13 protein-coding genes are annotated in these 16,250 nt (G+C 43.4%); 1 reads left to right on the top strand and 12 read right to left on the bottom strand.

What is annotated here, in order from left to right; translation table 11 throughout:
• The first annotated feature begins 283 nt into the window (after positions 1 to 283).
• A complete protein-coding gene (locus DC487_RS03120; RefSeq protein ID WP_116774474.1) occupies positions 284 to 1,447 on the top strand; it encodes a calcium:proton antiporter in 1,164 nt (387 codons plus the stop codon).
• 31 nt (positions 1,448 to 1,478) lie between these two features.
• On the opposite strand, the gene DC487_RS03115 is transcribed toward DC487_RS03120, so the two are convergent.
• The 12 genes from DC487_RS03115 to ureG all read right to left on the bottom strand — a co-directional run bounded on the left by DC487_RS03115 (position 1,479) and on the right by ureG (position 16,250).
• Positions 1,479 to 3,488 (bottom strand): BCCT family transporter, encoded by a 2,010-nt coding sequence (locus tag DC487_RS03115; protein ID WP_116774473.1) that lies wholly within the window; start codon positions 3,486 to 3,488, stop codon positions 1,479 to 1,481.
• Between the two features lie 184 nt (positions 3,489 to 3,672).
• Positions 3,673 to 4,842 carry a PepSY-associated TM helix domain-containing protein gene (locus DC487_RS03110; RefSeq protein ID WP_116774472.1) on the bottom strand — a complete coding sequence of 390 codons (1,170 nt, stop codon included), beginning with the start codon at positions 4,840 to 4,842 and terminating at the stop codon, positions 3,673 to 3,675.
• A 3-nt stretch (positions 4,843 to 4,845) separates the two neighbouring features.
• Complete coding sequence (locus DC487_RS17340) at positions 4,846 to 7,182, bottom strand: TonB-dependent receptor (protein WP_116774471.1); 2,337 nt, start codon at positions 7,180 to 7,182, stop codon at positions 4,846 to 4,848.
• 185 nt (positions 7,183 to 7,367) lie between these two features.
• Positions 7,368 to 9,803: a TonB-dependent receptor gene (locus DC487_RS03100; RefSeq protein WP_116774470.1), complete on the bottom strand. Its 2,436-nt coding sequence runs from the start codon at positions 9,801 to 9,803 to the stop codon at positions 7,368 to 7,370.
• A gap of 39 nt (positions 9,804 to 9,842) precedes the next feature.
• Positions 9,843 to 11,129: a GNAT family N-acetyltransferase gene (locus tag DC487_RS17185; RefSeq protein ID WP_165799006.1), complete on the bottom strand. Its 1,287-nt coding sequence runs from the start codon at positions 11,127 to 11,129 to the stop codon at positions 9,843 to 9,845.
• Positions 11,129 to 12,139, bottom strand: coding sequence for a FecCD family ABC transporter permease (locus DC487_RS03090; protein WP_116774469.1), 1,011 nt, complete (start codon positions 12,137 to 12,139; stop codon positions 11,129 to 11,131). The genes DC487_RS17185 and DC487_RS03090 overlap by 1 nt, the downstream gene beginning before the upstream one ends.
• Entirely contained in the window at positions 12,140 to 13,153 is a 1,014-nt protein-coding gene (locus DC487_RS03085; protein WP_116774468.1) for an ABC transporter substrate-binding protein, read from the bottom strand. It lies immediately after the preceding gene.
• A gap of 24 nt (positions 13,154 to 13,177) precedes the next feature.
• Entirely contained in the window at positions 13,178 to 13,615 is a 438-nt protein-coding gene (locus DC487_RS03080; protein WP_116774467.1) for an urease accessory protein UreE, read from the bottom strand.
• Between the two features lie 6 nt (positions 13,616 to 13,621).
• Positions 13,622 to 14,341: a hydrogenase nickel incorporation protein HypB gene (gene hypB, locus DC487_RS03075; protein ID WP_116774466.1), complete on the bottom strand. Its 720-nt coding sequence runs from the start codon at positions 14,339 to 14,341 to the stop codon at positions 13,622 to 13,624.
• Positions 14,338 to 14,688 carry a hydrogenase maturation nickel metallochaperone HypA/HybF gene (locus DC487_RS03070; RefSeq protein WP_116774465.1) on the bottom strand — a complete coding sequence of 117 codons (351 nt, stop codon included), beginning with the start codon at positions 14,686 to 14,688 and terminating at the stop codon, positions 14,338 to 14,340. Before DC487_RS03070 ends, hypB begins: the two co-directional genes overlap by 4 nt.
• Before the next feature lie 20 nt (positions 14,689 to 14,708).
• The gene (locus DC487_RS03065; RefSeq protein ID WP_116774464.1) at positions 14,709 to 15,629 is read right to left on the bottom strand and encodes an urease accessory protein UreD; all 921 of its coding nucleotides are present in this window, start codon (positions 15,627 to 15,629) and stop codon (positions 14,709 to 14,711) included.
• Between the two features lie 9 nt (positions 15,630 to 15,638).
• Entirely contained in the window at positions 15,639 to 16,250 is a 612-nt protein-coding gene (ureG, locus tag DC487_RS03060) for an urease accessory protein UreG (RefSeq protein ID WP_116775021.1), read from the bottom strand.

Genomic DNA, 16,250 nt, shown 5'->3' with positions numbered 1-16,250 from the left:
TACAAAGAATTGACTTTCCAAACCATTTCTGCAGTAAAAGGTGATCTAGCGTTAACCAATACTTATATAAGTTGTCATTTCAGAAGTTTCGTTTGAATCATAAGCGATGCTTGCTACAAAATACACTACCCCTTATAAAGCTATTTCTGCAACTTTCGAAAGCGAAGTTTTATAGCAGGGTATACATTGTATCCATTTTTATTTATCCTATGTAAATCATTATCCACGAAATAATCTCCAATTTTGCGACACACCATCAACAGCGTGTGTCGCAAAATTATTCATGAAACATATTATCACTTTTCCGATCCTTCTACGTCTAGCCATGATCTGGCTTGTGGTGGGTATTTTTATACTTTTTGGATCCAGCTTTCTGGCGACAACGATGTCATATACGACAGCAACCACTGTTTTTGTGGTTGTGCTTATTACCATTATCGTAGCTTCCTTTGGTGTAGTTGCGCAAGCCGATAAACTGGCACATTTGCTCGGCGAACCCTATGGAACGCTGATCTTGACTTTATCAATCGTATCTATCGAAGTAGTTTTAATCGCTGCCGTAATGTTGGGACCTTCCGAATCACCTAATATTGGAAAGGATTCTATTTTTTCCGTCATGATGATCATTATGAATCTCGTGATTGGTCTGTGTATTTTACTCGGCAGCTCGAAGCATAAAGAGCAGGAATACAATGCGCAAGGTACACTGACCTATTTTTCTATGATCATCATTTTAGGAGGATTAGCTTTGATTCTTCCAAACTTTATTGTGGGCAAAGGTTTGGGCGAATTTTCGAGGGCTCAAGCCATTACCATCGCTAGTCTGGTTTTGATGATTTATGCGTTGTTTTTGAAATATCAAATGACCGACTACAAGCATTTATACATACAACCGCCAGCTGGATCAATGCGTATCCCCTACCCACGTCAGCAGGAAATCACGACTGAAGAAGTGGCGTTTAAAAAAGATTCGGAGAATACAGTGGTATCGCGCGGAGAAGTTTTAACACGAATCGTATTGTTATTGTTGATGATATTGCCGATTGTATTATTATCACATGATATGGCTATTGTTGTTGATTTTGGAATACAATCGGCCAACTTGCCGCCGGCGCTAAGTGGTGTGCTGATTGCCATTATCGTGTTTACTCCAGAGTCTATGACAGCCGTAAAAGCAGCATTGAACAATGAATTTCAACGCACTATCAACCTTTGTCATGGCGCCTTTGTTTCCACCGTTGGATTGACCGTACCAGCTGTTTTGATTGTAGGATTAATCATGTCTAAAACAGTTCGGTTTGGACTAACGCACGCCGAGTTAGTACTTTTTGTACTCACGCTATTCCTTAGTTTGGTTACTTTTTTGGGCAAACGTACATCGCCCATTTTGGGGATTATCCATTTGGCGCTATTTGCTGTATTTATTCTATTACTATTTAATCCCTGAATAACTAGGAATTATCCGATAGTACGATCTTCTAGTCCTCTTCACTGTTACTAATAAAAAGTTCGTTATCTTCTTGAGAAACAATCTCTAAAAATCGATCGTAATGCTTTAGCACATCGCTTATAAGTTCATTTTTGGTAAAATACTTGACATCATAACCATCTCTCCCATCACCGAAATAAGTTTTGGGATAATAGGTTTTGGTATGTGCTACGTCAGGTAAATTGCTTTCTTGCATAAAATATTCCGCGACTAGCTTACGATGGCATTTTACACCGTAAACAAAATCATCTACGGCCTCATGCGCAATCGAAATCTCGATTTGCAGCGGGTTTTCAAATTTATTTATGCTGGCCACGATGCCGTTCGATTCAAACTCAGCTTTTAGTTCCTTAAAAGCAGGCTCTACATGATTGTCGATAAATTCCTTTATAGCAGATTGGCTTTTAAAATTCACCATTTTCTTTAGTCGTTCCTTCCATGATTCTCCCGACCAAGGTATCGTGGTCACGGAGAATTTACTATCATAATAGTTTTGATCAATCACTAAGGCCTTCATCAATGAAACGGTAAACAGCACCATGATTACTGCAAAGGGCAACGCGGTGATCAATGTCATAATTTGTAGCGACTGCAAACCACCCGCATTCAACAACATCAATGCCAAAAGTGCTAACAATACGCCCCAGAAGATGGTTTGCCATTTAGGAGAATACTTCGCGTTTCTAGTGGCGATGGTGTTCATGACTAAAATACCCGAATCGGCAGAAGTAACAAAAAAAATGATGACAATTAGAATAGCCAGTGCACTCGCTATTTGAGAACTAGGAAGGTAATTGAGAAATTCGAACATCATCGAATCCGGATCAGACACTAACTTGCCTAAAGCGCCATCAGCCACGTGCGCATCCGTCCAGATAGCGCTATTGCCAAACACAGTCATCCATATAAAAATGAAAAATGTAGGAATGATCAATACCGCTGCAATGAATTCTCGAATCGTACGTCCTCGCGATATCTTGGCAATAAATAATCCGACAAAAGGTGCCCAAGAAATCCACCAAGCCCAATACAAGATTGTCCAATTATAAAACCACGGCAGCGCTTGCTCATCATAAATATGCGTATCAAAGGTCAGTGCAAAGAAGTTGTTGATATAATTCCCAACGCCATCCGTAAACGCGCCGATGAGATAATTAGTCGGCCCGAATGATAAGACAAATAGCATCAATACAATAGCTGCCAGTATATTGATATTACTGAGTAGTTTAATACCCTTGTCTACGCCTGAAATGGCCGAAATAATCGAAAGTGAAACAAGAACAGAAACCAATAGCGCCTGATAGGTAAAGCTAGTTTCTGGCAATATTCCCAATTTCTGTAAACCTGAATTAATCTGCACAACGCCAAAACCCAAGGTAGTAGTGATACCGAAAAAAGTACTACAAAGCGCAAAAACATCAATAGTAGTTCCCCAACGGCCTGTCATCTTATCCTTGAGCAGTGGATACAAACAGCTTCGAAGAGAAAGCGGCAATTTATAGCGGAAAGCAAAGTAAGCTAAACACAAGCCTACCAATCCATATATTGCCCAAGCGTGAATCCCATAATGGAAAAAAGTATATAATTGCGCATTCTTGGCGCGCAACTGGTAATTGGTTTCCGAGAAAGCTTCGGTGGTATAGTGGGTCATAGGTTCGGCTACGCTAAAATACATCAGACCAATTCCCATCCCCGCTGCAAAAAGCATCGCTACCCACGAAAAGAAGGAATGGGCAGGTTTGCTGTCATTTGGACCCAGTTTGATATTGCCGTACTTACTAAAGGTCAAAAAACCTAAGAACAATACGAAAATTGTGATTGCCCAAACATAAACCCAGTTCAAGTTAATAAATACAAACACTTTGATGCTAGTTAATGCTGCCTCAGTAGCCTGCGGTAGGATTGCCGAAAATAGGCAAACACCTAAAATAAAGATGAGACTAGGGATCGTAACGCTTAGATCCAAAGAGGTTCTAAGTCCGTGCTTTTTTAATTTCATAACTTGCTTTGATGCGTATTAAACCGACGAAACACCGTATTTGTTTCTATTTATTTCGGCAAGGTTTAAGTAGAAGATTATCAGTATTGTGTGAACAGCAATCCTTTTAACTGTTGGAGAGAAGAGTTTGCATGGATGCTTAGTGATTCCAGAGGAATCAATACTACTTGAAAGGCAAGACCAATTAAATTCGGGATAAGCTTTTCCGTTTTGCTTTAGACCGTTTATTCCACCATAAAAAGTATCCGGTAATGGGAAGACTAGCACAGCCAAGCGCTATAAAAAAAACCAAAATTTTGGTGGGAAGGCCGCCAATAGTGCCCGTGTGTAAATCAAAATTTAACGCAGACATCAGGTCTCCTGCGGATAGCTTATCATGTGATCGAATTTCCTTGATGCTCAAATCCTGCGTATTGACATAATACCAGCGAAACAACCCACTACGATCTTCACGCAAGCGGATTTGCACATCGACTACAGGTGCGTCCGGCTCTCGCAAGCGGATAGACATCATACCCGCATCAGGGTGTTTTTGCAAAACATACGTCAACAAATTGTCGATCGGAGCATGATGCCTTTTACTGATTTGACTTGTTGTGTTTTGTAGTGTGGTACTATTAGGATTGAAGATAGAAAACTGATTAAAAAAATCGCTGTAGGGTTTCTTCCATTCTGGAAAACTAAACAATAGACCAGTCAGGCAGAGTATTAAAGCTATTGGAAATACATAAAAACCCCACACATTGTGCAGATCGTAATTAAATCGTTTCCATTTTACTTTTCGATCCAGCCATACACTGCGTCTTAACGTTTTTCCACGCCACTTTTTGGGCCACCAAAGTATCATACCTGTTGCCAGCAGCACAGCAAAGATAATCGTGCTATAAGCGACGATCGCATGACCATAAGTCTTGCCAAGCAAAAGGTTCATGTGCAACTGCAAGATCAGCTGAAAGAATTCATTTTTAGAATCTTCAACTGCTACACATTCGCCAGTGTATGGATTCATAAACACGCGCTTGTAATAGCGAAAGTAATTCCAATGACCAAAACCTGCTACATCAATGTCCGACGCTCGAAATACCCAACTACGACCTGAAGCTGGGTACAGATCGACCCGACTTATCTCTTCCCCATCGGGAAGTACGGATTGAGCGCGACTAACGAGTTCGGTCAATGGCAACGGCGTCGCTTCGGACGCCGGAGATTGCAAAAAATATTTTTCTGGGTAAACTAATAACTTCAGCTCATCATGGAACGTATAAATAGCACCACTCAGACTGACCAAAAAGACAACTAAACCCGTAATTAAACCTAGCCACTTATGTATCCATAGCACGCTTTTCTTGAGCATATGCTAAAAAGTGTATTGCAGATTTAAAGATGCTAGCGCTCCTTCGCCACGCACATAGTTGGCCGCATTAGCGCCATACTGACTATAAACTGTGTAATAAGTTTTGTTTAACAAATTGGATACACCTAGGCCTAGATTCCAGTTCTTATTCATCCGGTACGAAGCATTCAAATTCAACAAATCAATTGTTTCTACAGCGCCTTCATTCCCGCGGAATACCCCATTTGCGTTGCGTTCAAAACGGGCACGCGACCCAGTATGTACCCAAGATAGTTGAAAAGAAAGATCATTACGTGGTTGGAAATCGAGATATCCTGTCGCTTTTGGCGGCATAATACGCGTACCGTTTAGATAAGTTTTCGTGCCATCTTCCGCTTCAATTTTCCCTTCTACATAGGAGTATGTACCGCCAATGGTCCATTGTGGTGTGATACGGATATCCGCGGCTGCTTCAAATCCGTAAATACGTTCGGGTGCTCGTTGTGACCTGAAAATACCTTCATCGTTGGCCACCAAACTCAATCCTAGTTTAGAAGTGCTGATGAAATACGCTGCCGAAAAATGTATGTTATTCCATTGGCTAGAGAAACCAGCTTCATAGTTATTCGTCACGATTGGATCGGTTTGTATGCGTGTAAGATCACTTTCGGTTGCATTGCGTACGATACGGCCCAACTCATTAATCGTAAAGCCTTGAGAAAAACTAATGAATGGATTGAATAGCGCATACTTGCTGTAGCGCAATCCCGCATTAAATGTAGCAGCACTATAGGGCACTTCTCCCCCTTGTACCGCAACGCTTCCTTCACCATTAGGACCGGTAGCCAGCGTGCTGAAATCATTGATTTTCACATTGGCATTTTCGTACCGGATTCCACCTTTGAAGATCAATTGATCCACTAAGTTTAACGTTAATTGTGCAAAAGGCGCATAATTAATCATATTCATTTTTGGAACGAATACACGTCCATCTGTGAGATCCTGAAAGGTCACATCGTGCAGTACATCCACACCATATGTTACTTCAGATGGCACACTGCCCAAATCAAAAGGCGTATTCAAATCGACACGTAATCCTTTCTTATTAGAGTTGATCATCGTCTGTCCGGGGCCAAACCAAGAGGGCGTTTCTTCGACATAGCGGTTCATAGAGCTAAAGCTATTGATAAATGCTGCGGCATTGAGCGAGGTATTTCCAAAAATTTGGGCATTGCGATAGCTCAACATGGCATTATGATTAAATCGTGTGCCTGTGTTTGCTCCTGGATCGGTACCACGTACACCAATAGTTGGCTCCTCGCCGTACGTACCGATTTGACTTATATATCGCGCGTCCTGCAAACTATTGAAGAAGTTATATACCAATGTCAAATCAGATTTTTCGTCGATGTCGTACCCCACTTTCATAAAAGCATTATATTGTCTATTGTTAGACAATCCATCCGTTTGTCCAAGTGGCAAACCATCTCCATCACGTTGCAAACCGGTATAATCCATGACACCACTTACCGCATAATTCCATTTATTGCTGCGACCATACAGACTTTGTGCAAATCGATATCCACCGGTCTCACTGGCTTCTCCAGGCGCCAAAGTCCCACGTACCGTCGTTGTGCCACCAATACGTGGTGCATTCGGGTCATTCTTTTTAGTAATATAGTTAATAACACCACCAGCAGATCCATTCCCGTAAATGGAAGTTGCTCCTTTGATCACCTCTACGCGTTCTAATACTGCCGGATCTACCGAACGCATATCGCGTGCCCCATTCATTAAAGGAGTAGATTGTGGAATACCATCTATTAAGATTAGTACAGCACGACCACGAAGCGTTTGTCCAGCATTACTTCCTTTTGCAGTCGATGTTCCCAAACCTGGAATGGTATTACCCAGCACACTCGCAATATTCGTGCTGATCTGACTTTGCATTTCAATATCGCGTGCGTTTAGAATAGATATAGACGAAGGGACGTTGGCAATACTTTCGGGCTTCCGGCCAGCGGTTACGACTATCTGTTCCATTTGTTGGCCAGAACCCAAAGTGAACTCGATCGGCGCCGAAACAGTATCTATATGCACATTACGTACCTGATCAGAATACCCGACTTTACTGATTCGAATTTGAAATTGTGATCTGCTCGGCTGATTAAAAGCTAAAACACCCTGATTATCGGTCTTTCCCTGAATGCGAGAATCAACCCAAACTTGTACATTTTCAATTGGATTTGTAGCCGCATCCTGAACGGATACTTGTAAAATTTGTGCTAATAATTCGTTAGAAACCGACAGTAGTGCAATTAATATGATAGTGTGACGGCAAACAGAAAAAAATATTTTCATTCGTTTATTTAGACTTGTTATAAATAATTTCCAAACTTACAAAAATATCCTAATAATTTATTTGTAATCATCAAAAAAATAAAAACCGCCAGATTTTGTGAAAAAAGTCAGTATCAAACCTGACAGTAAAAAAATCACGCAGTTATTAATCAGTCATTTATCACCAAATTATCCATACTATTTTTTTACCAGCTATATCCAATCGAGAACATCACATTCCGCGGTGTCCCGACAAATCCGCGCGTATAATCAAAGCCGCCCAAATAATAATAACGATCAAATATATTGTTCATATTTACTGATAAACGCAGCTTATGAACGTGGTAGTACAATGCGGCATTAGCGACAGTATATGCGGGCCATTGATCCCAAATCATCGTACCCGACTCGTCGGTACGCGCTGCGTTGTCCATCCGACGGCGATCGACGTAATTCACACCAACTCCCATTCCCAAACCTTTGAGTTTGGTATCGGAAAACAAGTATTTTAACCAAACACCCGCCATATTTTTAGGTGCATTACTCAAGGGCTGTCCTTCTTCTCCAATCAAATTAGAGGCTCGCACTTCGGTATGGTTAAACGAGTAATTGGCCATCACTTGAAATTCTCGACTAATCTGACCGCGTAAATCCAATTCTATTCCTTGCGAAATCACATGGCCCGACTGCCGATATACGGGAAATCCCGCATCCGACTGAGCGCCAGTCGCCAACAACATATTGCGGCGCGCAATATGAAATACAGAAAGTTCCGTCTGCAACTGATTCTGAAAAAAGCCGGTTTTGAAACCCGTTTCTATCTGATAACTATCTTCCGCAACGAAAGGTCTGTCGGCACCATAGTTCGCAAAATTGTGAATAAAATCTGCCCCTACCGGAATGTATCCTTTGGAGTAACTCGCAAAATAATTGATCTGCGGATTCACAATAAAAGTTAACCCTGCTCTTGGAAGCCATACATTTTGAGAAGTAGAGAAACTCGATTGCAAGTCGGCACTGCTCGATCGGTAATATTCATGGCGTAAGCCTAAGATCAACTGCAAGCGATCTGCAATGGATACCTGATCTTGTACATAAAAACCATAGCTCTTATACGGATTTAGGAAAGGAAACTCCGCTTGTGGCCGCCAAACATACGAGGACACATCGATCACAGGTTGAGTCGCCGCGTTGAGATCAATGGTTAAAGGCACTTCGGTATCTCCGACCCGACGCGAACGCGCTTCGCGCAAAATATTGTCTAGATCACCTCCATATCCGGAATAATCTATGCCTAAGACGATACGATGCTCATGTCCAGACCTGTCCAAAGCGTACCGCAAATAACCGACGACATTATCCGTATAATCCGTTGCTTGTTTGGATTGAAAACGCATGTTCATAATGGTATTTTCCGGTGGATTAGCAAAAGTATTCAACGTACGAAACTCATTTAAATCCTCCTTGTAAATGGATTTCATATAACTAGCGTGCAATGTCAACGAGGGCGTAATCTGTTGCGTAAGCCGACCGGCGAAAGTCAGAAAATTAGTCCGCAAGAAATCAGATGCTTGATTGACGTTGTACGCACGTGACTGTGCAAAAAAATCATTGTTGCGAATACCCAAGCCACGATCTAAATAGCCATCGAAGTTATCATAGGTCATATCCACATCAATCTGTGTTCCTTCGACCGGTTTGAAAGTGAAAGAAGGTGCTATCAAAATACTTTTGCGGCTATTTTTGTCCCGAAAAGTACGCGAATCTTCATGGGCGACATTTAATCGATACAAGATCCTTTTGGACGTGTCGAGCGCTCCACCGACATCCAAGCTAGAGCGGAATGTCTGAAAACTACCCAAAGAAAAGGATACCGCGCCATGCCGATCTTCTAACGGTTTTTTAGTCACCAAATTAATGGTACCTCCAGGAGCAATATCACCGAAAAGTGACGCGCCAGGACCTTTCAACACTTCAATACTTTCTAGATTGGCCGTTAGCGGCGTACGCCAAAAACTCGTGCCGTATCCATAACCAGAACGCATGCCATTGACCAAACGAAAACCCGTCGTGTAGCCACTGTTGAAACCTCGAATGGTAAGATCATCGTATGCCGAAGCTTGATTCACACCCGCCAGATCTTGCACCATATCCGTAATCACAAAGGCTTGTCGATCTTCCATCAATTCCCGACTCACAAGAGATACAGATTGCGGAAGCTCTTTCAATGCCCCCGAAAATTTACCGCCCAATTCCGTCTGATTAATTAAATAAGAATTATTCCGTCGGCCGGTGATCAGTATTTCGTCTACTTGCACTTCACCTGTAAATAATTGCACCACCAAGCCCGTATTGGGATTCCAATTTAAAGCATCCACCGTGATTTTTTTAGGTTGATATCCCACAATTTGGAAATGCACTTGCGTTGGTAATGAAATGGATTGCGGAAAGCGATAACTGCCGTCTGCCTGCGTTTGCACGGCAGATTGGCCGTTGACAGAAACGGTAACTCCTTGCAGGGATTTTCCATCCGCTTGGATTACTCTACCGTGCAAGCTAGCGACAGTTTGTGCATATTGTGGTGTACTAATTAATACGAGAAGTATGATTATGATCGACCGAAAGATCAGATTTAATATCATTTGTTGTTGTGGTTAAAAGAGTTGAGATCGTTTATAAGGTTAAGAGTCCTGTAAATTGTAGGCCATGTGTATGGTTTCAAAATCACCGTGTACACAAGTTATTATCTCCTCGAAGCCCTGCTTATGCCAAAATAGCTGTGCACCTGGCAAAAATGGGTGCGTATGCAAGTACAAAGTGTCTATCTTTCGGCTGGCGGCTACATTATGTAGCGATTGTACTAAACGACTTGCCAATCCTTGCCGACGCCAAGTCGGATCCACAAATAATTTGACTACTTCCGTTACGCGATGTTGTGGCAAATCAAACTGATCGAATCGGCAGTCGTACGTCAGCATACCAATGGTGCCGATCAGTTTGCCAATTTGATCTCTGGCTTGCAGAAATGCACCATTCTCATCTTTGATGAACGTTTCTACAAACGTAGCCAAGTCGCGCGGCACGATCGAGTGATCCAGACTTGGGAAAAGATGACGCCTTGCTTCGCGCACAAAAGTGACCACTTCGTCGATCTGCGCGTGATCAACCGGACTAATCGTGATAATCTCTTTGTCATGGGAAGCAGATATGTGAGGTACAATCAAATTTTTATCACCATGCTGAATGGCTTCGAGCCGCACTTGATAGGCCTCCTCTAGCATATGATGAATCTCCCCAATTGGTAATCCACTCAGCGAGCGCAGTTGCTTGTGCTGCATGAGGAACAAACGCTCACCATACAGCAATGCCAAATTCGGATCGTGCATAATACACACAATGGTGATTCCATCCGCCGCTAGGCGCTTGAGATTTTCCAACACTTTGACCTGATAGTGCAAATCCAAGTGATTAGTAGGCTCATCCAGTAGAATAATATCAGGATCTTGCACTAGCACACGGCATAGCAATACCAGCTGCCGTTCGCCACCAGAAAGCTGCGTGTACGGACGATCTTTGTACGACCAGAGGTTAAATTGTGTGAGCACATCTTCTACCCGCTGACGATCTTCTGCACGTGGCGCAAAACGGGTAAAAGACGCCCGACCAGTCATCACCACATCGAATACCGAAAACGGAAACGTAGTTTGGTGAAATTGACTCATAAATCCAATCCTTACATCCGAAGCGCGTTGTCGTTTTATACTTTTGCGTTCGATGCCATTGATCGCAACATGACCTTGATACGCATTTTGCACACCCGACAAAATCTGGAACAAGGTAGATTTTCCGCTTCCATTGCGCCCCAGTATAATCGAAAGTTCACCGCGGATAAACGTAGCGTTTAGCTCCTGGATAACTTGCTGCTTCCCGTAGCCGAATGACAATCTATCAATCTTAATCAATTCCATCAGGCGTTCCAGTTTATAGCGTTTTTACGCATGAGATAAATAAACAATGGTGTGCCCAACATCATGGTGAACACACCGACTGGGATTTCGAATGGCAATAACGTCCGCGAAAAATCGTCTATTAATAACAGAAAAGTGCCGCCAATCAAGATATTCGCCAACACGCCCGATGCGTTGCTTGGGCCAACCAGCATCCGGCTAATGTGCGGCACAATCAGTCCGAACAGGCTAATCATGCCCACCGCAGCAACCGACGAAGCGGTAATCATAGTAGCAGCGCCGATCATCACCAACTTAATAATTTTTGGATCAACGCCAACCGCAATCGCTTCTTGCTCGCCCAAAGCCAGCAAATCCAATTTCCAGCGTAAGGCCAGAATAATAGCAATGCCTAATGTAATTGGGATTACAGCGGTACGCACCTTCGCCCACGAAGCGGTGTGCAGATTTCCCATCGTCCACTGCACAATGGATTGCAATTTATACGGATCGCTGAGGTATTGCAATACCGTCAAAAAAGCGGTAAAAACGCCTGATATAATCATGCCGGCTAAGACCATAGTCACGAGCGAACCTTTGGCACCTGTATACGAAACCAGATAGGTGATGACTACGGCAATCACGCCGAAAACAAAAGCCGATAAATTAAGTGGAATCAGAGAAATCAACATCGATAAGGCGGCGCCAAATGCTGCCCCTGAGGAAATGCCCAGTGAGAATGGATCTACAATGGGATTGCGAAATACCGCTTGTAAAACTCCGCCAGCCACAGCCAGTGCCGCACCAACCATAAAAGTCAGCAAAATTCTGGGCAAGCGTACTTGCCAAAGAATGGTTTCCAAGTTATGATCAGCGACTACCGTTTCGATGCCGAGTGCAGAAGCACAAGCCGCATAGCTATAATACAACAAATCCGGTATGTTAACAAAACCGGTACTTCCTAATCCTAGGGATAAAAATAGCACCACGATAGGCACTATGACTAACAAAGATATTTTCCAAACCTGCATTTATTCCAAGCTCATGTTATTTTCATATAAAAAACCGACGATTTCCTGCAATTCTTCTTTAAAGTTTTTGTCCGTATATTCGTGGTAGCCCCAATGCCGCAGCTGCTTAGCAAACAGTAAAAATTTTACGGTGTGCGGATCAAAGAAAAATGTGGGTTCCATCGCAAAAACCTGTTTATTCACGACCGCCGGTAAAGCCGCCAACTCTGCCAAGCTGTATACATCGTCCACATCCGAATTCCACAAAACGATCATGTCAGGATTCCACTTATAAATGGATTCTGCACTCACATTGGGCGCTTCTAAGGGTAGCGGGCAGGCATTTACCGCACCAGCAACCTGAATGGATAAGTCGACTAAAGAACCGCGGCCAGAAGTGGAGAATACGCGACCCTTGGACCAAGCATAATACACACTTTTGCGCACAGAATCTGCTTCGGTAGCCATTCCTTCGATAGCGGAGTTCACGTATGCAACAATATTCTCTGCTCGTTCTTTCTTTCCGATCAATGTGCCTACGCCAACCAACTCATCATAAATATGTGCTTTATCTTTGCTGGAAACCACAAAAACCGGAATATCCAATCCTTCGAGTTGTGCAATAGTTTCGGTATCGTATTCATACACAATCGCCAAATCGGCCTGCAAGCCGATCACCGTTTCTACTTGTGTAGACCGCCCACCAAAGGTGGGCGTCGCAATCTCTTTGCGCGCAATCCGTGAATCCACTTGCGACAAATAGTGATAGGTGGAAGGATTTTGATACACCTGTTGTGGTATGCCTACTAATTTATCGCCTGCACCAAGCATGTACATCTCGTCGACAAATGGTTCGAATAGCACGACAACGCGCTCTGCATAATGCGGCAATACGATTTCCACGCCACGCGCATCGGTCGCCTTCACGCTAAGAACAGCGCTATTATTAGCTTCTCTACCGCCACAACCGATTACCAATCCAAAACCTAGTACCAGCGTACAGCACGCTAGCAATCTTAAAAATACTTTCGGCATCTAATTCCGTATTGTTTTCTTTAATTAGAAATAAAGCAATGCTTGATGGGGCAACAATTTTATTTTTTCTAGCCGAAGATGTGCACCGAATTTAGAAGCTAATGCTTCATACAAGCGCGCATCATACGCTACTCCAAAAGCATTTTCTCCGACACAAAAAACAGGAAGATGGCGATTGCCCACATCATAGCAGAAATCACCAATCACCGCTGGATCTTCAGCCGTCAACACCATGCAGGTACAAGGCAAGGTACTAATGCGCACATACCGATCGGCATCTTGGTAAATAATCTGGCCATCGGTCAGATATTTACCGTTGCGACGTTGCAGATGAAGCGCCGTACCCTGCACGGTTTTTCGCTTGATGAGCGATCTTCCCGCCTCAAACCACTCGATGCAGAATTGCTCCTCTTGCAAACCTGCTGAAGCCAACGCTAAATTGTCATCCGTTACCTGTAGCATATGCTCTTATTCAGAAACCGAAGCAGCTGCTTTTTTAGCGGCGACCCTTTCTTTCAACCAGTTGCACCATTCATCCACGCCATCACCTTTCAAGCTGCTGATGGAGATCACATCCAGATTTGGATTGACCTCACGCGCATCTTTGGTCACTGCATCTACCGAGAACGGCACGTATGGCAACAAATCTGCTTTGGAAACCACCATGAGCTCGCTAGTCAAAAACATACGGGGGTATTTTTTTGGTTTATCATCTCCCTCTGTCGCAGCCAATAGCGTTACGCGGTAATCTTCTCCCAGGTCAAATGCGGCCGGACAAACCAAATTGCCTACATTCTCAATGAAAAGTAGATCTACATTTTCTAGATTGATGTGATCCAAGGCTTGCAAAATCATCTGTGCTTCGATATGGCACATACCGCCCGTCACGATTTGCAAGGCATTGATACCGACTTCGCGCATGCGAATAGCATCACGTTCTGTCTCGGGATCACCGACCAATACCGCGATGTTTAGATCTTGACCGAGGCGTTTGCCGGTTTCTTGCATCAAGGTGGTCTTGCCGCTACCTGGCGACGAACAAATATTGATGACGCAGATGTCTGTCAATCGATCACGAATCGCTTTCGCCACAAAATCATTCGCTTTCAACAAATTAAGGGACGTATTTTCACATTGCACAGAGCCTACCGGCATCTGATTGCTTTTTGGGCTTATCGTATTACTCATATAGCTTCTTTTTTAAATATAACCTGACTTATTCTCAACTCTTCTCCTTGTATCACTTGACTAGATGGCGTGCCGCAGTTACACACAAAACGGTGAAACACGACTTCAAATGCTTCCTGACAGTTTTCGCAGAAAGCGTGTATGGGCAGTACCTTCACCTCCAACTCCACCTCAGCAAACTGCGGCTCATCGATCACGTACGCTTCAAAGGCATTTTGAATCAGAATAGGCTGGATATTGCTCAGCAATCCAGCCTCCAACTGGATCTTCACGATGGATTGGTAGCGATACGGATACTCCTGTTGTAGCGTGTCGAAGATTTCTTGTACTATCCCTGTTTCGTGCATAATGATTATTCTGTTGCTAACTACGCCGCCGTAGATCTCTTTTGTTTCTTGGCCGCCGCAGTCACGGTTTTCTTTTTTCGAGCTGGCAGCGCTTCTTCTACCCGTTCTTCTTCTTGCTTGCTGTTTTCAAGAACTACCTCAGGCAACAGCAACGATTGCTGATGCTGGGTATATTCCCAACACATTTGCCCTAGCATAGAAAGAAAGCTGTACAACAGCTCGCCGTCATTACCCAATGCACGTAGCAGAATGGTATTTTCTCCAGCGTCGGTGAATCCAAAAGAAATATCTTCGTATTCGCCGGCCAAGATTTCATCCATCTCCGCTTTCATCCCTGTGGCAAATGGACTGGAGTAAATAAACGTTGCCTGATGTGTGTAGCCTTCAAAAAATAGCATATCACGCACGGGCTGATCGGCGGTTTTCAAACATTGATTGTCCGTAAAAATCAATTGTTTGTTTCGATACAAGCTCGTCCGCATATGTACCTTGTTGAATAAAAACGCTTCATTCATATAGATCCGTCCAGCACCCAGAATATCGCCCCAAATCAAGGTGGAGGAAGCATCCATATGGATGCTGTTCTCCGCTTTAAAGATGGAATCTTTAAAAGGTGTCACCGGATGCGGAATATAATGCAAGACGCTATTTTCGTTCAAGTTAATAATTGTATCTTGAAAAGCACCATTTTTCATGGGATGCAGCTTATTAAACGACTGCGTATACAGCTTCATGTGCGCTTCCCGCTTCACATTGACGTTGATGGTGAGCCGATCGCCATCCATAATACCCGGAGAAGCACTCATAATAATCATTTCTAAATGTGGTTGAGCACGAGGCGCACCATAGTGCGTAAGTTTATACGGTGCATTGTGAAAACTTTCTTTCAACACACTAAACTGATTCTCCCGTTCTACATTAATATTGATCCTGCTCTCCATGGTTGGGGTTTAGTTTTCTAATAAGGCGTTTTTCTTGATCCAACTTTTCACGTCTTCGAGACCTTGCAAAGTCATGAGATTGGTAAAAATGAAAGGACGGTCGCCACGCATGCGTTTGGTATCGCTCTCCATCACCGAAAGATCGGCGTGTACATACGGTGCCAAATCTATTTTATTGATCAACAGAAGATCCGAACGCGTAATACCTGGACCACCTTTGCGTGGTATCTTTTCTCCTTCGGCCACATCAATTACAAAAATGGTAAGGTCGGCTAGATCGGGACTGAAGGTCGCGGTCAAGTTATCACCACCACTTTCTACAAATACGATTTCCGTATCCGGAAAACGAGCGACCAATTCTTCTACTGCTTCGATATTCATCGACGCATCTTCGCGGATGGCGGTATGCGGACAACCACCCGTTTCTACACCAGCGATCCGCTCTGCGGGTAGCGTAGAGTTTTTTTGTAAAAACTGCGCATCCTCACGCGTGTAGATATCATTGGTCACTACGCAAATGCTATAATCCTCCGCCATCTGGCGTGTCAATCTTTCTATCAGAGCCGTTTTACCAGAACCAACTGGTCCGGCAACGCCTATTTTTACATATTTTCTTTCCAT

This window comes from Sphingobacterium corticibacter (assembly GCF_003076635.1).
In the GTDB taxonomy this organism is placed as follows: Bacteria; Bacteroidota; Bacteroidia; order Sphingobacteriales; family Sphingobacteriaceae; genus Sphingobacterium; species Sphingobacterium corticibacter.
This window is presented reverse-complemented; position numbering and strand designations above follow the sequence as displayed.